Raw genomic sequence first — 23,077 nt, 5'->3', positions numbered from 1 at the left:
GCGATTCTCTCGAGTCTCTTTGTCTATTCATGTCTTTTTAAACCTTCTATCCCCTGTATTACATAACATTTATAAAAAATCACTTCTCTATTTTACTTTCTTGATGCATAAATAGTCATAAGCAGTGATTAATGGAAGTTGCTTTCGAGAACGAAAAGAATAAATCACTATTGAAATGGTTAATTAAATGTAAATACAATGCCGCAATAGCTTAAATGCAAAACATTATTTGCTGGCAAAGAGAGCCGGTTAAATTCGCTTATCTGCTACGCATGCGGTATCAAGAAGGAATGTGCAATGACAACGGAAATTAAAGTAGAGCGCGGTTTATTCGATGAGGTAATGGTACCTTGCTATAACCCGATGGAAATGATCCCTGTTAAAGGTGAAGGTTCACGTGTTTGGGATCAGGAAGGTAATGAATACATCGACTTTGCTGGTGGTATTGCAGTGAGCTGTCTTGGCCATTGTCATCCAGTAATGGTAAACGCACTAACAGAGCAAGCTAACAAGCTTTGGCACTTAAGTAACGTTATGACGAACGAACCAGCCCTTCGTCTGGCGAAAAAGCTAACAGAAGTGAGTTTTGCTGAGCGTGTGTTCTTTGCTAACTCTGGCGCAGAAGCAAACGAAGCCGCTTTGAAGCTAGCACGTCGTTATGCAGCAGACGTTCATGGCACTGAGAAATCTGAAATCATTGCATTCAAACAAGGTTTCCACGGTCGTACATTCTTTACCGTAACGGTTGGTGGCCAAGCGGCATACTCTGACGGCTTCGGTCCTAAGCCAGGCGACGTGACACACCTTCCTTACAACGATATCGAAGCTTTACAAGCACACATGTCTGATCGTACTTGTGCGGTCATGATGGAGCCACTACAAGGTGAAGGCGGCATCGTGCCACCAACGCCTGAGTTCGCTCAAGCGGTTCGCGAGCTGTGTGACAAACACAACGCCTTACTGATCTTCGATGAAGTGCAAACTGGTAATGGCCGAACAGGTAACTTCTACGCTTACCAAGGTTTAGGTATCACGCCAGATATTCTAAGTACTGCGAAATCACTTGGTGGCGGTTTCCCAATCGGTGCAATGCTAACGACAGCAAAATTGGCAGAGCACATGAAAGTGGGCACTCACGGTTCTACATATGGCGGTAACCCACTAGCGTGTGCGGTTGCAGAAGCGGTTGTAAATGAAGTTACTAAGCCAGAGGTGTTGGCTGGTGTGCTAGAACGCGAAGCAATGTTCCGTGAAGGTCTAGAGAAGATCAACGCGAAGTACAACATCTTCTCAGAAGTGCGCGGTCAAGGCCTATTACTTGGCGCTGCACTAAATGAAGAATGGCAAGGCCGTGCGCGTGACGTGCTGGTTGCTGCAGGTAAACAAGGTCTCATGGTATTGGTTGCGGGTGCCAATGTCGTACGTTTCACACCATCACTCGTTATCACACAACAAGAAATTGAAGAAGGCTTGGCGAAACTGGATAAAGCGATCGCGACTTTAGTTTAAGCGCGATATCAGTTTAAACGTCAACGCAGACACCCCCGTCAAGGATCTCTGATGGGGGAATTGTTCCTACAATATAGTTAGGATCTTCTTGCATCTGGAGGGAGTATTGATGCTAGTAGTTCGCCCTATCGCGATGTCGGATTACGACGCACTGCACACTTGTGCGGTGGAGTCTGGTCACGGATTTACATCTCTACCGGTTAACGAAGAACTGTTAACCAATCGAATCAAACATTCAGAGTACAGCTTTGGTAAGCCAGATGTGGCAGAACCAGGCGATGAAGGCTACCTGATGGTTGGCTTTGACTCTGAAACGGGTGAGGTTGCGGGTACCACCGGAATCGAAGCATCTATCGGCTGGGATGTCCCATTTTACTCATATCACATTAGTAAAGTCGTGCACTCGTCGCCAAAGCTTGGCGTTAACAACGTCGTTAAACTGCTTACTTTTGGTAATAACTACACGGGTAACAGCGAAATTTGTACCTTGTTCTTGCGTGAGAAATTCCGCCAAGGTCTGAATGGTCGTCTAATGTCGAAGTGTCGTTTCCTAATGATGGCAGAGCACCCAGAGCGCTTCTCTGAAACGATCTTTGCGGAGATGCGTGGCGTTTCAGACGACGAGGGTAATTCACCATTCTGGCAATGGCTTCAAGAGCATTTCTTCTCTATCGATTTCACGCTTGCAGATTACCTGACAGGTATCGGCAAGAAAGGCTTTATCGCCGACTTGATGCCGAAACTGCCTATTTACATCAACCTGCTCAGCCCAGAAGCGCAAGCCGTGATTGGTCAAGTACATGACAACACGCGTCCAGCGCTGAAGCTGCTTGAGCGTGAAGGTTTTACCAACCGAGGCTACGTCGACATCTTCGATGGTGGCCCAACGGTTGAGTGTGATCTGCGTAATATTGAGTCGGTACGTCATTCATTCCGCGCGCAAGTCAAAATCTCTGAACATTCCAGCACACAAGACTTCTTGATGTGTAATTCATCTTTCGAGAACTTCCGTGCGACAGTCACTAAAGCGGCGTATGACGCAGAGACACAGAGCGTAATGATCGCACCAGACGTTGCGGATGCACTTTCGGTTGAAGAAGGGGATTTCGTTCGCCTTCTTCCGCAGTAACAGACGACAGAATTTAAGGATAGAAACAATGACACATTGGATTGCAGGTGAATGGGTACAAGGTCAGGGTGAAGCATTTACGTCTCTGTCGCCGTACAACCAAGAAGTGATCTGGCAAGGCAAAGGTGCAACGGCAGAGCAGGTGAACCAAGCGGTATCTGCAGCGCGTGAAGCGTTTATTGACTGGAAAAAGCGTTCATTTTCAGAGCGTGAGGCAATCGTGTTGGCTTTTGCGGAGAAAGTAAAAGAGAACAGCGAAAAAATCGCCGAAGTGATTGCCAAAGAAACCGGTAAGCCGATTTGGGAAACGCGCACTGAAGCAGCAGCCATGGCAGGTAAAATTGCCATTTCGATTCGCGCTTATCATGACCGCACTGGTGAGGCGAGCCGTGAAGCAGCAGGCAACCAAATCGTATTGCGCCACCGCCCATTGGGCGTGATGGCGGTGTTTGGTCCTTACAACTTCCCAGGCCACCTACCAAATGGTCACATTGTGCCTGCGCTACTGGCTGGTAACACGGTAGTCTTCAAACCGTCTGAGCAAACGCCATGGACGGGTGAATTGGCAATGAAGCTATGGGAAGATGCCGGTCTGCCGAAAGGCGTGATTAACCTTGTTCAAGGCGCGAAAGAAACTGGTATCGCCCTCGCTGACGCAAAAGGCATCGATGGCGTACTGTTTACGGGTAGCGCAAATACGGGGCATGTATTACACCGTCAATTTGCGGGTCAACCGAGCAAGATGCTCGCACTAGAAATGGGTGGTAATAACCCGATGGTGATCTCTGATAAATATGGTGATTTGGATGCCACGGTTTACACCATCATCCAGTCAGCGTTTATCAGTGCTGGGCAGCGTTGTACGTGTGCTCGTCGTTTGTATGTGCCATTGGGTGAAAAAGGCGATGCGCTTATCACCAAACTCGTTGAAGCGACACGCAATATTCGCGTAGACCAACCATTTGCAGAACCTGCGCCATTTATGGGACCGCAAATTTCGGTCGCGGCAGCCAAGTTTATTCTTGATGCACAAGCTAATCTACAGTCTCTTGGCGGTGAAAGCTTGATTGAAGCGAAAGCAGGAGAGGCGGCGTTTGTTTCTCCAGGCATCATTGATGTAACGAACATTGCTGAGTTACCAGATGAAGAGTACTTCGGCCCACTTCTGCAAGTGGTGCGCTACGAAGGGTTAGACAAAGCCGTGGCGCTAGCAAACGATACGCGCTTTGGCTTATCTGCTGGTTTGGTTTCAACCGACGACCAAGAATGGGAATACTTCGTTGACCACATTCGTGCAGGAATCGTGAACCGTAACCGCCAGCTTACTGGGGCAAGCGGTGATGCGCCATTTGGTGGTCCGGGGGCGTCGGGTAACTTGCGCCCAAGCGCTTACTACGCAGCAGATTACTGTGCGTACCCAATGGCATCAATGGAAGGTCAAGAAACTGTCTTGCCTGCAACATTGAGTCCAGGTGTAGTGCTATAAGTTTTAATAATAGAGTCGCAACTATGCATTGCGGCTCACCTTGCCGGCGCATCATTTAGGTATGGGTTGTAGTGATCGTTGGCAGAACACGAAAAGTGAGCAAAGACTCGGAAAAGCGTGTTGACTGACTGGCATTTACCGTCACAGGTTGATGGTTGCTCGTTCATTATTCTGGACAACTTTTGTTGTGAACGAGCAGCCAACTTCCGCTTACCTTTAAACTCTACATCTCGTAACAAGGAGTCGTTATGACGCCCGATGTGTTATTTGAATCGCTATGGCAAGATTACATTCAACGTCTTTGCCCTTCGGCGGCTAAAGTGCATCAGCTGCTTCAAGAAGATGAGCCTCTGATTAATGATCATATAGCTTTACGTACCTTCAATATCGCGCCTCTTGGTATTGAAACTCTAGCTAAGCCATTTGTAGCTATTGGTTACAAGGCGTGTGGTGATTACGTTTTCGAAAGCAAAAAGCTGGTTGCTAAGCACTATGAGCACCCAGATCCGAAGCAACCTAAAGTATTTATTAGTGAGCTAAAAGTTGAAGAGTGCTCGCCTGAGCTACAAGAGATTGTGAAAAATTTGGTGGCACAAGTCGATGCTGACAAGCTGAACGATAGCGCATTCTTACATGGTGGACGCTTGTGGGATTTAAGCTTTGCTGATTACCAAACGTTGGCTAAAGAAAGTGAGTACGCATCTTGGCTTGCGGCGCATGGTTACGGAGCAAACCACTTCACGGTGAGCGTTAACCAACTCAATGAATATGAAGAAGTGAAGCAGGTAAACGATCATCTGCGTACCGCTGGGTTTACCATTAATGAAAATGGTGGTGAAGTGAAGGGCACTCCTGAGGTGTTGCTAGAGCAGTCATCGACCATGGCAGATAAAGTAGCGGTTCGTTTTAGCGAAGGCACTGAAATTATCCCTGGCGGGTTTTATGAATTTGCTAAGCGCTATCCGATGGAAAATGGTGATTTGTACCCAGGTTTCGTGGCCGCTTCAGCTGACAAAATCTTTGAAAGTACGAATGGCTAAGTTTTAGGGTTAACCTGTTAAGCTTACTCATTAGTGTTCGCTGCACCCTATCTCATTTGGTCATGAGCAAATAAAAAGCCACCAATGTTGCCATTGGTGGCTTTTATAATTTTGTTCGTGTCACTCTAGTTTGAGATTAACGAGTACCGTAAACCACGATGGTTTTACCGTGAGCAGAGATTAGGTTCTGCTCTTCTAGCATCTTCAAAATACGACCTACTGTCTCACGAGAACAGCCAACAATTTGACCGATTTCTTGACGAGTGATCTTGATTTGCATGCCGTCTGGGTGAGTCATTGCGTCTGGTTGTTTTGCAAGGTTCAGAAGCGTCTGAGCGATACGACCAGTTACGTCTAGGAACGCCAGGTCACCCACTTTTTGGCTAGTTACTTGAAGACGACGAGCCATCTGCGCAGAAAGACGCATTAGGATGTCTGGGTTTACTTGGATAAGCTGACGGAACTTCTTGAAAGAAATTTCAGCAACTTCACAAGGAGATTTAGCACGAACCCAAGCTGTGCGCTCTTGGTCTTCCTCGAATAGACCAAGTTCACCAATAAAGTCTCCTTGGTTTAGGTAAGAAAGGATCATCTCCTTACCTTCTTCGTCTTTGATAAGAACCGCAACAGAACCTTTAACGATGTAGTACAAAGTTTCTGCCTTTTCGCCCGCGTGAATTAGCGTGCTCTTTGAAGGGTACTTATGAATATGACAGTGTGAAAGAAACCACTCTAATGTTGGGTCGGTTTGAGGTTTACCTAGAACCATAATATCTCACTTCCTCTGCAGGGTACGCTTGCGCTATCCATATTTTAGCTAAGCCTGAATTAGGCCTACTAGAATAAGAGCACTTTTTATATGCTGCAAGCTCTCTTGTGTTTCGGTAAGAAATAGTATCCTTTTTCGAAAACGATTTCTTGATTTTAATCGTGCCATGATTGAGATTTTGTAAGCAAAACTGTGCACATGATCACGGTATGAAAAGTAAACATCTTCGCAGGCAGGTTTTTAGCCAATTTTCCCTGTTTCGATGAGCTGTTGTAGGATAGGCCGAACTATGAGCTCCATTGCAAAGCTCATCTTACCGCCGGGTACGACAATCGTGTTGTGGCGTGACATGAATGAGCCATCAATCATGGCCAGCAGATATGGGAAGTCGACATTCTTGATACCGCGTAGGCGAATCACCACAAAACTCTCATCCAAACTAGGGATGCCTTTTGCATTAAGTGGGTTGGAAGTATCAACGGTCGGTACGCGCTGGAAGTTGATGTGAGTACGAGAAAACTGCGGAGTGATATAGTTGAGGTAATCGTCCATGGAGCGCACGATTGAGTCCATTACCGCTTCACGCGAATGGCCGCGATCGCGAGTGTCACGTACGAATTTTTGGATCCACTCTAAGTTCACAATCGGCACCATGCCAATTAAGAAATCCACATGTTGAGCAACATTAACATCGCCATCGACCACGCCACCATGTAACCCTTCATAAAACAGCACGTCGCTGTTTTCGGGTAAGTCTTGCCACGGTGTAAACGTGCCTGGCATTTGATTGTAGGGAACCGCTTCGTCAAACGTGTGCAGATAACGGCGCACGCTGCCAGTGCCGTCATGCCCGAACTTACGGAAAAACTCTTCTAATCCCGGGAAGTCATTAGCTTGTGGGCCAAAGTAGCTAATGTGTCGACCTTGCTCGCGGGCTTTGCGGATTTCGATGTCCATTTCTGGGCGAGTAAAGCGATGGAAGCTATCGCCTTCAACCCATGCGGGTTTAACGTTCATCATATTGAACATTTTACGGAAGGCTTCAGATGTAGTGGTCGTGCCGGCACCGGACGAACCAGTAACCGCAATAATTGGGTGTTTAGCTGACATGACAAACCTTGTCGAAAATTACTTACCTGTAATGTGCAGTAGAGTTACTACTGCACGGTCGATATCCCACTATAGCACGTAACAATACCTTGTCATCGAGTGGGATACGGTAAAATGTGAAGGGTCTAAAATTTTGTTTTATGCTGAATATCGACGGTTTCGTGTAGCTCAGAGAACACGATAACCGCTTCACCTTTTTCCAATTGAGCTTTAACTTGATCAATTTTGTCTTGCAAAGAAACCTCGACGGTTCCGTAATCCGTTCCTTCGCGTAAGACGAATTCACGAATTAAGTTTTCCAATGTTTCCGGCGCAATGTCTTGCCATGGAATGATCATAAATACCTCTAACTTTTATGATGAGCGGCTAGTTTACTGCGTTCGTTGCTTGGATACAGCAGAAAGGTAATCTGCGGCGATACTTTCGTAATACGCGGGCAGCGCTTCCTCCAACCAAAACTTAGGTTTTAACGCCGTTCCTGTCAGGAAGCCAACATGGCCACCGTGTTCAAAGAGACGGTAATCAATGTTATCTGGCAGAACAAACTTCGGGATCACATCGTCGGTCATGAACGGATCGTCTTTGGCATGGATGATCAGTGTCGGTAGCGTGATTTGCTGTAGTTTACTTAAGCCAGAGCATTGGTCGTAATAATCTTGTGCGTCTTTAAAGCCATGCAATGGTGCCGTAATCAAATCATCGAATTCATACAATCGTGTGACACGTTTTATTGAGTTGTAGGACAGCGCAAGCTCGCCATGCAGTAGATGATGCTTTTGTAACGCGTTACGTTTCAGTGAAGAAAGCAGATAACGGCGATACACTTTCGAAAAGCCTTGTTCTATACGGTTTGCACACGCCGCTAGGTCTAAAGGCGCTGAGATAATAGTCGCTGCATTCAAAATAGGGTGGTCTTTATATTGGGCTAAATAATTCGCCAACATGTTACCGCCAAGAGAAATACCAACTGCAACTTTGGGATTATCAGGAAAACGTTGTTCAAGGTGCTCTAGGAAGTAACGAGCATCCGTCACTTCACCCGAGTGGTAAGCTCGTGCTTTTTTGTTTGGTTTACCGCTGCAGCCACGAAAATGCATCATCACCGACAGCCATCCAGATTGAGCAAATGCATTCATTAACCCATTGGCATAAGGGCTATAGAAGCACCCCTCTAACCCATGAAATAAAACAAAAATCGGCTTTTTTTGTGCAGGCTCTTGGGTTGGGTCCTCGCTCCACGCGAGATCGAGAAAGTCGCCATCGGATGTATCGAGGGTTTGCCAAATCGGCGTAAACAACGCTTTTTTGCGAATAAAACGCGGCAAAAGCGTTTGGAGATGCGGGTTTTTGATCCCGGCGGCTGCGAAAAATTGTGTCATACCTAACTGCTCTTATGCGGTCCTTCGGTGTTCGTTGAAGAACTTATTAATATAATCCTTTATAAAGATTATAGGTATTCTACAGATTTATGGGCGTTTTGGTGGTTGAATGTTTGGCACCGGAATAGCAAAGGCTTGCTGCAAATGCTCCCCACCGAGTTGACGACAGTATCTCAACGTCAGTGGGTCACCATCATTTTTGAGTAGTGCAAGTGAGTTAATGCAGTCCACCAAATCCGCTTGTTGCTGCTTTTCTAGTTGCAGCTCAAACTGCAAGGTCTCACGATACAAAGCGTCATTGACTTGAGACTTAAGGTGGCGACGAAGGTCGCGAAAGGAGTGAAGTAAAGTTTCGCTCCTACCTAGACAGTCTTGCACCAAGGGCCAGTCTTTTTCTTGGAAAATGAGTTGCTGCTCATCGAGCCATCTGAGCAGCAGGAGTAGGTTCACGTTACCGTGGTAGTTGTTCTGTAATGATAAACACGCCTCTTTCACTTCTCGCACACCATAAAATTGCAGACTAAACTGCCAAAGGTGTTCTAGGGTGAGTGTGTATTCAGCGTGTTGATTACTCATTGATTAAACTCTAGCTCCATCTGCTCCAACGTTTCTTGAGCAGACATCCATTCCATTTCAATTTCTTCGAGCTCAGCTTTACTGGAAGCTTGAAGTGCCAGCACTTGGTTAAGTTTAGCTTTATTTTCGGCCGCATACAGTGAGTTGTCCGCCAATTGTTCTTCAGCTTCGGCCAGTGCAGCACCTAACTTATCCATTTTATTTTCTAGTTGTGTCAGCGTTTTGCGAATTGGCGCTGTCTGTTTTCGAAACTCTGCATCGCGACGTTTTTGCTCTTTCTTCGCAGCTGCGCTGTTGGCCGTATCTTTGCTTGGCTGCGCAGCCTGCGCTTCTTTGCGTTCCGCTCTTTGTTGTTCGGTTAACCATTTATAATAGTCATTTAAATCACCGTCGAACGGAGCAACTTGTCGATCATGCACTAAATACAAGTCATCGGTCGTAGCGCGCAGTAAATAGCGGTCGTGCGAAACAATCACCATCGCACCTTCGAATGTTTGCAGTGCCATCGTAAGTGCTTGGCGCATGTCCAAGTCTAAGTGGTTGGTCGGTTCATCAAGTAGCAACAGGTTTGGCTTTTGCCACACAATTAAAGCCAATACCAAACGGGCTTTTTCGCCACCAGAAAACGGCGCAACTTTTTCTAGTGCTTTGTCACCTTGGAAGCCAAAGCTACCTAGGTAATCACGTAGCTGCTGTTCGGTTTGATCGGGTGCGATTTGCATCATGTGTTGCAGCGGCGTTTCTTCAGGATGAAGCGTTTCTAACTGGTGCTGAGCGAAGTAACCAATTTTCACGCCTTGTGAGTAAGTTAGGTCACCACCTTGCGCGTTAAGTTCACCAGAGAGCAGCTTGATTAAGGTCGATTTACCCGCACCATTACGGCCGAGTAGACCAATACGACTGCCAGGAACCAAGTTCAAGCGGATCTTCTCTAAGATGAGGTTGTCACCGTAACCTGCAGATACTTCATCCATCATCATGATTGGGTTTGGCAGCGCAGCTGGCTCACGGAATTGAAAGCTAAATGGGTTATCGAATTGAGCTGGCAGTACTTTTTCCATGCGCTCCAAAGCTTTGATACGGCTTTGGGCTTGGCGTGCTTTTGATGCTTTGTAACGGAAGCGGTCGATGTAGCTTTGCATGTGCGACATCTGCTTCTGTTGCTTTTCAAACATCGCTTGTTGCAACACCATCTTTTGTGCGCGTTGGTTTTCGAATGACGAGTAGTTACCCGTGTATTCGTTCAGCTGCTGATTCTCGATGTGAATGATGCGACCAACAATTGGATCAAGGAAGTCTCGGTCGTGCGAGATCAGAATCAGCGTGCCAGGGTAGTTTTGTAGCCAACGCTCTAACCACATTACCGCGTCCAAATCCAAGTGGTTGGTTGGTTCGTCGAGTAGCAGTAGATCAGAACGACACAATAGCGCTTGAGCCAAGTTAAGACGCATACGCCAACCACCCGAGAATTGGGTCAAACTCCAACTCATTTGCTCTTGGCTGAACCCTAAACCATCGAGCAGTTCTGCCGCGCGAGCGCGAATGCTGTAACCACCAATGGTTTCAATTTTACCGTGTATCTCGGCAACCAAGGTGCCGTTGTCTTGTGCTTCCGCTTCAGCCAACTGCTTTTCGAGTGCTCGGTACTCGCGATCACCATCAATGACGTATTCCAGTGCAGTGCGCTCTAGCGCAGGCGTTTCCTGTGCGACCCAGGCCAACTCCCAGTGTTGAGGTTGGCTAAATGAGCCAGCATCAATTGACAGTTCATCTTTCAGTAGGGCAAACAGCGTTGATTTACCGCAGCCGTTTTTGCCCACAAGACCGACTTTATCGCCAGGGTGAATAGTCGCAGAAGCTTGGTCTAAAAGAGGTTTACCGCCACGCAGTAACTGAATATCAGAGAAGGTAATCATAAAGTTTTCATTCACTTTGCGCAGTGCGCGTTGCTTGGTTACATAGCGAAGTGGTTTCAATCGTTTTTAAAGCCACTTGGGTATATATCTAGCGGTGAATAGTAGGGGTATTGGCCGGAAAAGTCGATTGATTCGCTTTAATTGCATTATGCTGTACAAAAAAGTATAACAATTTGATAACGGATAAAAATAACCACAAGGACGACCATTTGGCTGTTGCACCGTCTATTCTCCCAAAAGTTCTGGTCATTTATGCTCATCCAGAGCCACATAACTCGATTGCCAATCAAGTGATGATAAAAAAAGCTCAGTCGCTTGATCACGTCACTGTGCACGATCTTTACGGTGTTTACCCTGATTTCTTTATTGATGTGAATTACGAACATGAGTTGTTGCTCGCTCACGATGTGATCGTATTTCACCATCCACTTTATATGTATTCATGTCCAGCCCTATTAAAAGAGTGGCTAGACCGAGTGTTAGGTAAAGGCTTTGCGTTTGGCGGAGGTGCGGCGCTAGAAGGAAAATACTGGCGCAGTGTCATTACAACAGGTGGTAAAGAAGAAGCCTTCAGCGCGAAGGGGTACAACAAATACCCACTTGAGCAAATCTTGCAACCGTTTGAACTGACGGCAGCCCTATGCCAAATGCACTGGATTGAACCTCTGGTGTTGTATTGGTCAAGAAATGTTTCGGATATTGAACGCTACGAACATGCCGAGTTATACCGTGGATGGCTGAGTAACCCACTTGAAAACTGGCAAGCGGCAGATCGAGGAGGTCAGTATGGCGATCACCAGTGAGTTTCTTCAAAGCAGTGTGGTCTTTCTTTCGGCTGCGGTTATTGCGGTGCCGATTGCTCAGCGCCTTGGGCTTGGCTCGGTTTTAGGTTATTTACTCGCTGGTGTGTTGATTGGCCCATGGGGGCTTGGCTTAATTAGCGACGTTGATGCCATTTTGCATTTTGCCGAGCTTGGGGTTGTGTTGTTACTGTTTTTGATAGGGCTGGAATTAAACCCTAAAAAATTGTGGCAGATGCGAGGGCCGATTTTAGGTTTAGGCGGTGCGCAGGTTGTGGTCACGACCGCCGTGATTGGTAGTGTCGTCAGTATGTTTGGCGTAAGCATGCAAGTGAGTTTGGTGATCGGGATGGGGTTGGCGCTGTCCTCGACGGCGATTGCGCTTAAAGTCATTGAAGAGCAAGGGCTTAATGGTACCGAAACGGGGCAATCTGGTTTTGCGGTGCTGCTCTTTCAAGATATTGCAGTGATCCCGATGCTGGCGATGTTGCCCTTGCTAGCAGGCGGGCATAGTGGTGGAAGTTGGTTGGATGTCTTCACTATTTTAGGCAGTGTGGTAGCACTGTTGATTGGAGGTCACTTTTTACTACGTCCGCTATTTCGTTTTGTCGTGATGAGCGGCGTTCGTGAGCTCTTTACCGTTGCTGCACTTTTAGTCGTGCTTGGCATTTCGGTCGTGATGCAAAAGCTTGGCCTTTCGATGGCATTGGGGACTTTTTTAGCAGGCGTTTTGCTGGCAGAGAGTGAGTATCGCCATGAGCTGGAAATCGCTATCGAGCCATTTAAAGGTCTGTTGTTGGGGTTATTCTTTATTGCGGTGGGCATGGCGGTAAACTTGGGGTTATTGGCATTACACCCTTTAGAGATTCTCGGTGCGGTGGTGGCTTTGGTCGTGGTTAAGGGTTTGGTTTTGTATGCATTGGCGAGAGCTGCCCGTGTCGGAGCCAAAGCGAGAAGCCGTATGGCTGCAATTTTGAGCCAAGGCGGTGAGTTTGCCTTTGTCATATTTACCGCGGCGAGCCAAGAGGGCATTTTGTCCAAAGAGCAAGTGGCGTTTCTGTTGGTGGTGGTCAGTCTATCCATGGTGACGACTCCTCTTTTGCTGATGGGACAAAAGAAGTGGTTTGCTCATACCCTGAATCAAGAAGAAGAGGGCATGACCACGAAAGTCGTGGATCGCCGACCACGCGTTATCATTGCAGGCTTTGGACGTTTCGGTCAGATCGTCGGACGTTTAATGTATGCCAATAAAATCAAAGTGACAGTATTAGAAAGTGATGCCAGCCAAATCCACCTATTACGTAAGTATGGTTACAAAGTGTTTTATGGCGATGCTACACAAATTGACCTATTGAGGGCTGCTGGCGCTGATAAAGCGGAAGCATTGATTATTTGTACTGATTCACCTGATGAGGTGATGGCCATCGTGGACATTTGTCGCGTGCACTTCCCGAAACTTAAGTTGTTAGCCCGAGCAAGAAGCCGTGTCGAGGCTTACCAGTTAATGAGTCATGGTGTAGAGAATTACTCTCGTGAAACATTTTTAGGGGCGCTAGATCTCGGTCGCCAAGCGCTCGTAGAACTGGGTATGCATCCTTATCAAGCAAAGCGGGCAGAAGCACATTTTCGCAAGTTAGATAATGCTATGCTTAAGGACTTATTGCCTCAACACAATGAAGATAAGAAATTAGCTCAAAGAGCGAAAGAGGCCCGCAAAGAGCTAGAAGAAATATTTGGTCGTGAAATGGAGAGCGACCATCAGTCACCTAATCATTGGAAGTAGTACTTGAGCCAAGACTCAAGCTAAGGAAATAGCGTGAAAATCAAGAAACGTTTTATTGCCGGCGCTAGCTGCCCAAATTGCAGCCAGCAAGATACCCTGCGCTGGTGGATTGAAAATAACATCGAGTTAGTTGAGTGTGTCGAGTGTGAGTTTACAGAGCAGCGCAAACCACAATCTGTAGAGAAAAATAAACACTCAGATCAGGAAATGATCGGAATTTTTAAGCCGGAATAATTGAACTTCGATAATTGATCCCCATAATACACCCAGATATCTCAGTACTTAACCCCATTCAGGTTAAGTCAATTAATCTCCCTGGAGTTAGTATGAAAATTGAAAAGAACGTTGTTGCAAGCCTTGCATACAAAGTAATGATGGAAGACGGTGTCGTTGTTGATCAATCAACAGCAGAAGCACCCCTAGATTACCTTCACGGTCACAACAACCTAATCACAGGTCTTGAAAAAGAACTTGAAGGTAAAGTGGCTGGCGACAAGTTCTCAGTAACGGTAGCTCCTGAAGAAGCTTACGGTGAGCACAACGATGCGCTAGTACAGCGCGTTCCTGCGGACGTATTCCAAGGCGTTGAGCAAATCGAAGTGGGCATGCGCTTCCTAGCTGACACTGACCAAGGTCCAATCCCTGTTGAAGTAACAGAAGTTGACGGCAACGAAGTGGTTGTTGACGGTAACCATATGTTAGCTGGTCAAACACTAACTTTCGAAGTAGAGGTTATGTCTACACGTGAAGCAACAGCAGAAGAGATCGAACACGGTCACATCCACCAAGGTGGTGGCTGTTGTGGTGGTCACGATCATGACCACGATCACGAAGAAGAAGGCGGCTGCTGTGGCGGCGGTAGCTGTGGTTCTCACTAATCATAAGCTCCTTCACTAGATAATCTTATCTAGCAAAGCTTTGAAAAGCGCAAGTTGAGTTTTCAACTTGCGCTTTTTGTTTATCTAAGGTGTAGTGCCAACCATACAAGGAATAACAGTTGGACAAAGTGATGACGAAACCTTTCTCGATTGCCATTCATGGTGGTGCGGGCACCATCTTGCGTGAACAGATGAGCGATGAGCTGCAACAATCCATCTTGGCGGATTTAGAAGCTGCGGTAAAAGCGGGACATCAAATTCTAGAAACGGGCGGTGAAGCCTTAGATGCCGTCGTAGCGGCAGTGAAAGTATTGGAAGACTCTCCTAACTTTAATGCGGGTAAAGGCTCAGTGCTGACCAACAACGAAATGGTTGAAATGGACGCTTCTGTGATGGATGGGCGAAACCTTGCAGCAGGTGCGGTCGCAGGTGTTCGTCATATTAGAAACCCAATTGAGCTCGCTCGTGACGTGATGCGAAACAGCAATCATGTGTTGTTGGTGGGTGAGGGCGCAGAGAAGTTTGCTTTTGAGCAAGGCCATGAGTATACCGAGCAAGATTACTTCTTTACTGATCGCCGTTATGAGCAGTTGCTGTCTATGCGTGAGAAAGGACTGTTTGCTTTGTCGGAATCTCGTTACCCAGATGACCGTAAGCACGGTACGGTTGGTGCGGTAGCGTTAGATCAACAAGGCAACTTAGCCGCTGCCACCAGTACGGGTGGCGTGACGAATAAGAAATACAACCGAGTCGGAGATTCGGCTCTGATTGGTTGTGGTACGGTGGCCGAAAATGGCGTTGTGGCAGTTTCCACTACGGGTGTCGGTGAGTTCTTTATTCGTAAACGTGTTGCGGAAGACGTTGCAGCACGTATGCGTTACTTACAAGAAGATATTCATACGGCTTGTGAACACATTATCCAAGGTGCTCTCAAACAGATGGGCGGAGAGGGCGGTTTGATTGCCATTGATGCTAAAGGTGAGATGCACTTTGCGATGAACAGTTCTGGCATGTACCGAGCAGGCATTAATACGCAAGGCGAGCTGAGCGTTAAAATCTACGCCGACGAATAGCTTCTTCTTGAGTACCTTCTTAAGTAATTAATACAACAAAGCCCAGAACATGTTCTGGGCTTTATGCTATTTGAGCCTGCATTTTAATAATGCGGTGGTGGGGTTTCTTCTGACGGATCGGCTAAATTCGACGAGTCCATATTTTTTACTTTACCTACCACATATTTCATCTGATCGAGCATCTTGGTAATTTGCAGTTGTTGCTGCGATAAAGCGCCGTTCAGATCTTCAATAGTCTGTTCTTGGAACGCAAGCTGACATTCTAAGTCATTAATGCGTGCTTCCAATTGCTGAATGATTTTTTCTGTCATGATCCGTTCTCTAACTGCCAAGCTTGGGCAATACCTGCTGAAGTAGCAGTAATTACGCGTTGTTTTGAATCAAAGGCTGCATCATACACGACCGCACGGGGAGGGCGAGTGTCTTTTTTGGGCTCCACTTCAAATCCACTCATTCGTTTTCCGGTTTGAGTATCCCATATCGACACACGGCCAGAAGGGCTTCCTGTGACTAGTTGAGTCCCGTCGTCAGAAAATCGTGCGGTAGAGAAAATTAATTGGCGTGACCAACTGCTCAACTGTGTGACTTCTTGTCCAGTTTTTAAATTCCAAACAATCGCTTGGTTTCCGCCATCAGATGTCATTGCTAATTTTCCATCTCTTTGCAGGGCCACGCGAACAATTCGTTGTTCATGTTCGAAGGTTCGTAGTACTTGTCCGGTTTCGGTATCCCACAGATACGCTTTATAGTCATTACCTCCGGTTAGGGCGAAGCGCCCATTAGGAGAAATGGCCACGGAATTGACTTTTTCACGATGCGCAAGGAACTCCATGCGACGCCCGGTGACTAAGTTGACATAAATTGCTTTACCGTTGGATAACCCAAGCAGAACTTGTTCACCATTACTGGTGATATCAACGTCGCGAATGAGCGCATCAGAGATAGACCAAAGGCCTTCGGATTGCGTCCAGCCTAGGTCCCAAACTGCGAAGTTCATTTGGCTTGCTGTAATTGCGTAGCGACCATTGTCAGATATGCGGATATGGGAAACCACATTGGCATCGGCATCGAGTTCACCCAGATTGGCTAGTTGTTCATTTTGCTCTAGGTCCCACAACATCAAATGACGTTGTTGAGAATAGAGCAGAGCAAACCGTCCATCTCTGCTAAGTGCGAAGCTCGTCGCACCTTGAGGTTCTATCGGCCAACGCTGCACTTCACGCTCGGCGAAAAAGCAACCATTTAACGTGGTGATGACAATTAAATATAGGAATAAATGAAAAATTCTTTGCATCACATCTAATAATCCGGTTTGTGTCTTAAGACATATAGCTAGTATATTGGTATAACGATTGTCTTCACTAGTCTCATAGAAGATTTGTGCACAACAACCAATGGCAGAGCCATTATTGGGAGAATTTAATGAAATCAGTTTTAAAAGTGTCGCTACTTGCTGCAACAGTTATGCTAGCGGTAGGTTGTCAGAAAGAAGAAACTAAAACAGAAACCGCACCTCAAGCAGAACAAGTTCAAGCAGAAACCGGCAAAGCGGTTCACTTTAAAACCGACGACGACAAAGCGGCATACGCAATCGGTGTTTCATTTGCTAACTACCTAAGCACAAGCATCGACAAGCCAAGCGAAATCGGCATTAATCTTAACAAAGATTTGGTACTAAAAGGTATCGAAGACGTCTTCAAAGGCAATGCTGAATTGAATGAAGAAGAAACACGTGCAGCACTAGAATCTCTAGACAAGCGTGTTGCAGAAAAGATGCAAGCACAAGCGGCTGAGAAAGCAGCTGAAGCGAAAAAAGCTGGCGATGACTTCCGTGCTGAGTTTGAGAAGCAAGAAGGCGTAGTGAAGACAGATACAGGTCTTCTATACCAAGTAATGACACCAGCTGAAGGTGAGAAGCCAAAAGACACTGATACGGTTCAAGTACACTACAAAGGTACTCTGATCGACGGTACTCAGTTCGACAGCTCATACGATCGTGGTGAACCTGCAACGTTCCCACTTAACCGTGTAATCCCAGGTTGGACAGAGGGTGTTCAGCTAATGCCTGTGGGTTCTAAATTCAAATTCGTTATCCCGCCAGAGCTAGCATACGGTGACCAAGACACACCAAGCATTCCTGCTAACTCAACGCTAGTATTTGAAGTTGAGCTGCTAAAAGTTGAGAACGACAACGCAGAGCAATAACAATAAGCTGCGATAAGTTATTGAAAAAGGTCCGTTTAACGGGCCTTTTTTGTTCTAGGTCACTAGTTGGTGAGTTTGCTAGGTTGCTTTTCAAATTTTCTGATAAACTTACACCAATTTGTTGATTTTTCGCTCGAAGGCTTATGACAACTACAGAAACAATAAACGCGGAGATGTTGCTCGAAATGGAATCCGTTAACGTGATGCCGTTTACCGAGCACGACAAAATCATTTTAAGATCTTATGAGGCGGTCGTGGATGGTATCGCCAGCCTGATAGGTCCATTTTGTGAAATCGTTCTTCACTCTCTAGAAGACTTAAATACCTCTGCAATTAAAATCGCTAACGGTGAAAACACGGGGCGCCAAGTCGGCTCACCAATCACTGATTTAGCGCTTAAGATGCTAAAAGACATCGAAGGCTCGGAGCGCAACTTCTCACGTTCGTACTTTACCCGTGCAAAAGGTGGCGTGTTGATGAAGTCGATTACTGTCGCCATTCGTAATGGCGAAAATCGCGTGATTGGTTTGTTGTGTATCAACGTCAACTTGGATGCGCCTTTCTCGCAAGTCCTTCAGTCTTTCATGCCGACGCAAGAAGCGAAAGAAGCGGCTTCCTCGGTCAACTTTGCTAGTGATGTAGAAGAGCTGGTGGACCAAACTGTTGAACGCACCATCGAAGAGATCAATGCGGATAAGTCCGTGTCTAACAACACCAAAAATCGCCAGATCGTGATGGAGTTGTACGACAAAGGTATCTTCGATATTAAAGATGCCATCAACCGTGTCGCGGATCGCCTTAATATTTCAAAACACACCGTTTACTTGTACATTCGTCAACGTAAAACCGAGGATGATGAAAGGTGAGCAAACTGACTTACACGTTAGTGGTGAATGGTCCCGTTTATGGCAGCCAGTCAGCGCGCAGTGCTTATCAGTTCGCCAAAGCGGTGATAGAGCAAGGCCATCAGCTAGTGAGCGTCTTCTTTTATCAAGATGGTGTGACTAATGGTACTGCTTTGAGTGTGCCAGCCAACGATGAGTTTGATCTCAATAAGGCGTGGCAGTCTTTGGCTAAAGAGCATAGTGTTCGCCTAGAAACTTGTGTCGCGGCCGCTTTGCGTCGCGGGATTGTAAGTGAAGAAGAAGCGAATCAACATGGTTTGGTTCAGAACAATCTAGCCGATGGTTTTGAACAAGCAGGCTTAGGTAGCCTAGCTGAAGCGATGTTAACCCAAGACAGAGTGGTACAGTTTTGAGTCAGTTAACTTATCTATTTCGTAGTGCGCCACATGGCAGTGCAGCTGGTCGTGAAGGTGTGGATGCACTGTTAGCCGCGTCGGCTTACTGTGAAGATATCAGCGTCATTTTCATGGGGGACGGGGTATACCAGCTTCTACTCGGACAAGACCCCAACAATATTTTGAGTAAAGATTACGCGCCGATGTTAAAGCTTTTCGATTTATACGACATCGAACAAGTCTTTGTGTGTTCAGAGTCGTTAACCCAGCGAGGTTTGGCGCAAGCGGATTTAGTCATTGAGGCCCAAGCGTTAAGCTCAGAACAGCTCAAAGATAAGTTACGACACGCTGGCAAGCTACTGTCTTTTTGAGGAAGTTATGTTACACATCATAAAAACAGTCTCTGCTCTAGAAGACGCCATGCCCTTATGCAGTGAACAGGATGACATCTTACTTATAGAAGATGCAGTGTACGCTGCTAACTCGCAACATAAAGCATTTTCCCACCTAAAAAACCGCAGCGTATTTGTGTTAGAGAGCGATACTCAAGCTCGCGGTATTGCAAATCGTATCAGTCCATCGCTGACGATTGTGAATTACTCAGGCTTCGTTGAGCTAACAGCAAATCAGGATAAATCCCTAACTTGGGATTGAACAAGATTTGCTGTCGACAAAGCTTTACGGATGAATTGTTCTAATTGAACAAAAAAGATCCGTATATTTCTTGACACACCTCTCACTGCTGCATAGAATTTTGCGTCCCTAACTGCATTGGCAGTTGGGGATAGATTTTTCACAAAGCTTACTTTCAAGTAAATCAGGAGCTAGTTAATGGCAACTATTAACCAGTTGGTACGTAAGCCACGTGCAAAGCAAGTTGTTAAAAGCAACGTGCCTGCACTAGAAGCGTGCCCACAAAAACGTGGTGTATGTACTCGTGTTTACACTACTACACCTAAAAAACCTAACTCAGCACTTCGTAAAGTTTGTCGTGTACGTCTGACAAACGGCTTCGAAGTTACATCGTACATCGGCGGTGAAGGTCACAACCTTCAAGAGCACTCAGTTGTTCTAATCCGTGGTGGTCGTGTTAAAGACCTTCCAGGTGTGCGTTACCACACTGTTCGCGGCGCACTAGACTGTGCTGGCGTAAATGACCGTAAACAAGGTCGTTCTAAGTACGGTGTGAAGCGTCCTAAGTCTTAATGGATTCCGTTAAGTAAGGCCAAACACTAAATTATTTTTAATTTTTTGAAAAAACTGAAAAGTTTTGGATAAAACCTGAAGAAGACAACGGAGATAAATCCATGCCACGTCGTCGCGTCATTGGTCAGCGTAAGATCCTTCCAGATCCAAAATTCAAATCTGAATTGCTGGCAAAATTCGTTAACATCCTAATGGTTGACGGTAAAAAATCTACTGCAGAGAAAATCGTTTACACTGCACTAGATGCTATGGCTGAAAAGTCTGGTAAAGACCACTTAGCTATTTTTGAAGAAGCTCTTGAAAACGTTCGCCCAGCGGTAGAGGTTAAATCTCGCCGTGTTGGTGGTTCAACTTACCAAGTACCTGTAGAAGTACGTCCGGTTCGCCGTAACGCACTTGCTATGCGTTGGTTGGTTGAAGCTGCGCGCAAGCGTGGTGAAAAATCTATGGCTCAACGCCTAGCTGCTGAAATGCTAGACGCGTCTGAGAACAAAGGTACTGCGGTTAAGAAACGTGAAGACGTTCACCGCATGGCTGACGCAAACAAAGCGTTCGCTCATTACCGTTGGTAATACCTTCTGTGCTGCGAGGTTCTCTCGCAGCACTTTTCTATACTCTAAGGTACACCTTAGTAAGAGGATACAATCGTGGCTCGTAAAACTCCTATTGAGCTATACCGTAATATCGGTATCTGTGCTCACGTAGATGCAGGAAAAACAACCACAACTGAGCGTATTCTGTTCTACACTGGCCTTTCTCACAAAATCGGCGAAGTTCACGATGGTGCAGCAACCATGGACTGGATGGAGCAGGAGCAGGAGCGTGGTATCACTATCACATCCGCTGCGACTACTACATTCTGGCGTGGTATGGAAGCACAGTTCCCTGAGCATCGCGTAAACATCATTGATACCCCTGGACACGTTGACTTTACTATCGAAGTAGAGCGTTCTCTTCGTGTACTTGATGGTGCTGTGGTTGTGTTCTGTGGCTCATCTGGTGTTGAACCTCAGTCTGAAACTGTATGGCGTCAAGCAGACAAATACCACGTTCCACGTTTGGTATTTGTAAACAAGATGGACCGTGCGGGCGCAGACTTCCTACGCGTTGTGAACCAAATTAAGAATCGTCTTGGTGCGACTCCTGTTCCAATCCAGCTGAACGTTGGTGCGGAAGATGAGTTCAGAGGTGTCATCGACCTTATCAAGATGAAAATGATCAACTGGAATGATGCCGATCAAGGCACTTCGTTTACTTACGAAGACATCCCAGCTGACATGATTGAACTTGCTGAAGAGTGGCGCAACCACATGGTTGAATCCGCTGCTGAAGCTAGCGAAGAGCTGATGGACAAGTACCTTGAAGAAGGTGAATTGACTGAAGCTGAGCTCAAACAAGCTCTACGTACTCGCACACTAAATAACGAAATCGTACTGGCTACTTGTGGTAGTGCGTTTAAGAACAAAGGTGTTCAAGCGGTACTGGATGCAGTAGTTGAGTTCTTGCCATCGCCTGTTGACGTACCTGCAATTAAAGGTGTCGACGAAAGAGAAAATGAAGTTGAGCGTCATGCTGACGACAACGAACCTTTCTCAGCGCTAGCGTTTAAGATTGCGACTGACCCATTCGTGGGCACGCTAACTTTCATGCGTGTTTACTCCGGTGTTGTAAACTCGGGTGACGCTGTTTACAACTCAGTAAAAGAGAAGAAAGAGCGTTTCGGTCGTATCGTTCAGATGCATGCGAATAAGCGTGAAGAAGTGAAAGAAGTTCGCGCTGGTGATATTGCAGCTGCTATCGGTCTGAAAGACGTAACAACAGGTGACACACTGTGTGATCAGAACCACAAAGTGATTCTAGAACGCATGGAGTTCCCTGAACCAGTTATTCAGATTGCTGTAGAGCCTCGTTCTAAGGCAGACCAAGAGAAAATGGCTATCGCGCTAGGTAAACTAGCAGCGGAAGATCCATCATTCCGCGTGGAAACGGACGACGAATCAGGTCAGACTCTGATCTCTGGTATGGGTGAACTTCACCTAGACATTATCGTTGATCGTATGAAGCGTGAATTCAGCGTTGATTGTAACGTTGGTAAACCTCAGGTTGCTTACCGTGAAACCATTCGTGGTAAAGCGGAAGTTGAAGGTAAGTTTGTTCGTCAATCAGGTGGTCGTGGTCAATACGGTCATGTTTGGGTCAAACTTGAGCCTTCTGAGCCTGGTGAAGGTTTCGTATTCGTAGACGAAATCGTGGGCGGTGTGATTCCTAAGGAATACATCAGCTCGGTATCGAAAGGTATCGAAGAGCAAATGAATAGTGGTGTTCTAGCGGGTTACCCTGTACTAGATATTAAAGCTACACTATTTGATGGTTCTTACCACGATGTAGACTCAAGCGAGATGGCGTTTAAGATCGCTGGCTCGATGGCATTCAAGAAAGGTGCACTAGAAGCACAACCTGTGATTCTAGAACCTATGATGAATGTCGAAGTAACCACTCCGGAAGACTGGATGGGTGACGTTGTTGGTGACCTAAACCGTCGTCGCGGTATCATTGAAGGCATGGACGAAGGTGTGGCTGGTCTTAAGATCATCCGTGCTCAAGTACCACTATCCGAAATGTTCGGTTACGCAACTGATCTACGTTCTGCAACTCAAGGCCGTGCGTCTTACTCTATGGAGTTTCACGAGTACGCTGAAGTGCCGAAAAACTTCGCAGATAAAATTATTGCAGAGCGTGGTTACTAATTGACGATTGAACTGCAAAAAGTTTACGACTTTTTGCGAGATCAGGGCGTCCAAATATTGCGCTAACGGGCGTTGGCGCATAAAATAACAATTTCTGGCGCGTCGTCGATCAATAATGATCACGACGAATCATAACTAGGAAGGAACACGATCGTGTCTAAAGAAAAATTTGAACGTACGAAACCGCACGTTAACGTTGGTACTATCGGCCACGTTGACCACGGTAAAACA

At 46.3% G+C, this 23,077-nt stretch carries 25 protein-coding genes; 17 read left to right on the top strand and 8 right to left on the bottom strand.

What is annotated here, in order from left to right:
• The first annotated feature begins 297 nt into the window (after window positions 1-297).
• From R7Z10_RS21620 to R7Z10_RS21605, 4 genes are all read left to right on the top strand, one after another.
• On the top strand, window positions 298-1,509 hold the full coding sequence (locus R7Z10_RS21620) for an aspartate aminotransferase family protein (RefSeq protein WP_005381420.1): 1,212 nt from the start codon (window positions 298-300) through the stop codon (window positions 1,507-1,509).
• A 109-nt stretch (window positions 1,510-1,618) separates the two neighbouring features.
• Entirely contained in the window at window positions 1,619-2,638 is a 1,020-nt protein-coding gene (gene astA / locus R7Z10_RS21615) for an arginine N-succinyltransferase (RefSeq protein ID WP_005381422.1), read from the top strand.
• Between the two features lie 28 nt (window positions 2,639-2,666).
• The gene (astD, locus tag R7Z10_RS21610) at window positions 2,667-4,124 is read left to right on the top strand and encodes a succinylglutamate-semialdehyde dehydrogenase (RefSeq protein ID WP_258461037.1); all 1,458 of its coding nucleotides are present in this window, start codon (window positions 2,667-2,669) and stop codon (window positions 4,122-4,124) included.
• A gap of 248 nt (window positions 4,125-4,372) precedes the next feature.
• Window positions 4,373-5,164 carry a DUF1338 domain-containing protein gene (locus R7Z10_RS21605; RefSeq protein WP_042523639.1) on the top strand — a complete coding sequence of 264 codons (792 nt, stop codon included), beginning with the start codon at window positions 4,373-4,375 and terminating at the stop codon, window positions 5,162-5,164.
• 136 nt (window positions 5,165-5,300) lie between these two features.
• Here the strand turns inward: R7Z10_RS21605 and crp are convergent, their stop codons facing one another.
• From crp to R7Z10_RS21575, 6 genes are all read right to left on the bottom strand, one after another.
• The gene (crp, locus tag R7Z10_RS21600; protein WP_005381432.1) at window positions 5,301-5,933 is read right to left on the bottom strand and encodes a cAMP-activated global transcriptional regulator CRP; all 633 of its coding nucleotides are present in this window, start codon (window positions 5,931-5,933) and stop codon (window positions 5,301-5,303) included.
• A 240-nt stretch (window positions 5,934-6,173) separates the two neighbouring features.
• Window positions 6,174-7,043: a phosphoribulokinase gene (locus tag R7Z10_RS21595; RefSeq protein WP_005381434.1), complete on the bottom strand. Its 870-nt coding sequence runs from the start codon at window positions 7,041-7,043 to the stop codon at window positions 6,174-6,176.
• A 125-nt stretch (window positions 7,044-7,168) separates the two neighbouring features.
• The gene (locus R7Z10_RS21590) at window positions 7,169-7,381 is read right to left on the bottom strand and encodes a YheU family protein (RefSeq protein ID WP_005382815.1); all 213 of its coding nucleotides are present in this window, start codon (window positions 7,379-7,381) and stop codon (window positions 7,169-7,171) included.
• A 33-nt stretch (window positions 7,382-7,414) separates the two neighbouring features.
• Complete coding sequence (locus R7Z10_RS21585; protein WP_033907159.1) at window positions 7,415-8,422, bottom strand: hydrolase; 1,008 nt, start codon at window positions 8,420-8,422, stop codon at window positions 7,415-7,417.
• Between the two features lie 87 nt (window positions 8,423-8,509).
• Entirely contained in the window at window positions 8,510-8,998 is a 489-nt protein-coding gene (locus tag R7Z10_RS21580; protein ID WP_033907158.1) for a TIGR02444 family protein, read from the bottom strand.
• Window positions 8,995-10,914, bottom strand: coding sequence for an ABC transporter ATP-binding protein (locus R7Z10_RS21575; RefSeq protein WP_053303045.1), 1,920 nt, complete (start codon window positions 10,912-10,914; stop codon window positions 8,995-8,997). Before R7Z10_RS21575 ends, R7Z10_RS21580 begins: the two co-directional genes overlap by 4 nt.
• A gap of 209 nt (window positions 10,915-11,123) precedes the next feature.
• On the opposite strand from R7Z10_RS21575, the gene kefG reads away from it, so the two are divergent.
• The 5 genes from kefG to R7Z10_RS21550 all read left to right on the top strand — a co-directional run bounded on the left by kefG (window position 11,124) and on the right by R7Z10_RS21550 (window position 15,448).
• A complete protein-coding gene (kefG, locus tag R7Z10_RS21570; RefSeq protein WP_005381444.1) occupies window positions 11,124-11,717 on the top strand; it encodes a glutathione-regulated potassium-efflux system ancillary protein KefG in 594 nt (197 codons plus the stop codon).
• Window positions 11,701-13,497: a glutathione-regulated potassium-efflux system protein KefB gene (gene kefB / locus R7Z10_RS21565; RefSeq protein WP_017633740.1), complete on the top strand. Its 1,797-nt coding sequence runs from the start codon at window positions 11,701-11,703 to the stop codon at window positions 13,495-13,497. Before kefG ends, kefB begins: the two co-directional genes overlap by 17 nt.
• Window positions 13,498-13,530: 33 nt before the next feature.
• Window positions 13,531-13,731, top strand: a complete 201-nt coding sequence (locus tag R7Z10_RS21560) for a YheV family putative zinc ribbon protein (RefSeq protein ID WP_005381449.1) — start codon at window positions 13,531-13,533, stop codon at window positions 13,729-13,731.
• A 92-nt stretch (window positions 13,732-13,823) separates the two neighbouring features.
• Window positions 13,824-14,375 (top strand): peptidylprolyl isomerase, encoded by a 552-nt coding sequence (gene slyD, locus R7Z10_RS21555; protein WP_005381451.1) that lies wholly within the window; start codon window positions 13,824-13,826, stop codon window positions 14,373-14,375.
• A gap of 131 nt (window positions 14,376-14,506) precedes the next feature.
• Window positions 14,507-15,448: an isoaspartyl peptidase/L-asparaginase family protein gene (locus tag R7Z10_RS21550; RefSeq protein ID WP_031777285.1), complete on the top strand. Its 942-nt coding sequence runs from the start codon at window positions 14,507-14,509 to the stop codon at window positions 15,446-15,448.
• A gap of 83 nt (window positions 15,449-15,531) precedes the next feature.
• Here R7Z10_RS21550 and R7Z10_RS21545 read toward each other — a convergent pair whose 3' ends face one another.
• Window positions 15,532-15,759 (bottom strand): SlyX family protein, encoded by a 228-nt coding sequence (locus R7Z10_RS21545; protein WP_005381455.1) that lies wholly within the window; start codon window positions 15,757-15,759, stop codon window positions 15,532-15,534.
• On the bottom strand, window positions 15,756-16,742 hold the full coding sequence (locus R7Z10_RS21540) for a WD40 repeat domain-containing protein (protein WP_017633742.1): 987 nt from the start codon (window positions 16,740-16,742) through the stop codon (window positions 15,756-15,758). The genes R7Z10_RS21545 and R7Z10_RS21540 overlap by 4 nt, the downstream gene beginning before the upstream one ends.
• Before the next feature lie 128 nt (window positions 16,743-16,870).
• Here R7Z10_RS21540 and fkpA point away from each other — a divergent pair, with 128 nt between their 5' ends.
• The 8 genes from fkpA to fusA all read left to right on the top strand — a co-directional run bounded on the left by fkpA (window position 16,871) and on the right by fusA (window position 22,846).
• Complete coding sequence (gene fkpA / locus R7Z10_RS21535) at window positions 16,871-17,653, top strand: FKBP-type peptidyl-prolyl cis-trans isomerase (protein WP_017821751.1); 783 nt, start codon at window positions 16,871-16,873, stop codon at window positions 17,651-17,653.
• Between the two features lie 143 nt (window positions 17,654-17,796).
• Window positions 17,797-18,519 (top strand): transcriptional regulator, encoded by a 723-nt coding sequence (locus tag R7Z10_RS21530; RefSeq protein WP_005382804.1) that lies wholly within the window; start codon window positions 17,797-17,799, stop codon window positions 18,517-18,519.
• Window positions 18,516-18,911 (top strand): sulfurtransferase complex subunit TusD, encoded by a 396-nt coding sequence (gene tusD, locus R7Z10_RS21525; protein ID WP_053350707.1) that lies wholly within the window; start codon window positions 18,516-18,518, stop codon window positions 18,909-18,911. Before R7Z10_RS21530 ends, tusD begins: the two co-directional genes overlap by 4 nt.
• Complete coding sequence (gene tusC, locus R7Z10_RS21520; protein WP_053350706.1) at window positions 18,908-19,264, top strand: sulfurtransferase complex subunit TusC; 357 nt, start codon at window positions 18,908-18,910, stop codon at window positions 19,262-19,264. The genes tusD and tusC overlap by 4 nt, the downstream gene beginning before the upstream one ends.
• Before the next feature lie 7 nt (window positions 19,265-19,271).
• The gene (gene tusB / locus R7Z10_RS21515; protein ID WP_053350705.1) at window positions 19,272-19,547 is read left to right on the top strand and encodes a sulfurtransferase complex subunit TusB; all 276 of its coding nucleotides are present in this window, start codon (window positions 19,272-19,274) and stop codon (window positions 19,545-19,547) included.
• A gap of 177 nt (window positions 19,548-19,724) precedes the next feature.
• The gene (rpsL, locus tag R7Z10_RS21510; RefSeq protein WP_004399892.1) at window positions 19,725-20,099 is read left to right on the top strand and encodes a 30S ribosomal protein S12; all 375 of its coding nucleotides are present in this window, start codon (window positions 19,725-19,727) and stop codon (window positions 20,097-20,099) included.
• 101 nt (window positions 20,100-20,200) lie between these two features.
• On the top strand, window positions 20,201-20,671 hold the full coding sequence (rpsG, locus tag R7Z10_RS21505; protein WP_005382796.1) for a 30S ribosomal protein S7: 471 nt from the start codon (window positions 20,201-20,203) through the stop codon (window positions 20,669-20,671).
• A gap of 75 nt (window positions 20,672-20,746) precedes the next feature.
• Window positions 20,747-22,846 (top strand): elongation factor G, encoded by a 2,100-nt coding sequence (gene fusA / locus R7Z10_RS21500; RefSeq protein ID WP_005382794.1) that lies wholly within the window; start codon window positions 20,747-20,749, stop codon window positions 22,844-22,846.
• The last annotated feature ends 231 nt before the right edge of the window (window positions 22,847-23,077 follow it).

Source organism: Vibrio sp. Vb1018 (assembly GCF_033338775.1).
GTDB classification, from domain to species: domain Bacteria; phylum Pseudomonadota; class Gammaproteobacteria; order Enterobacterales; family Vibrionaceae; genus Vibrio; species Vibrio alginolyticus.
This window is presented reverse-complemented; position numbering and strand designations above follow the sequence as displayed.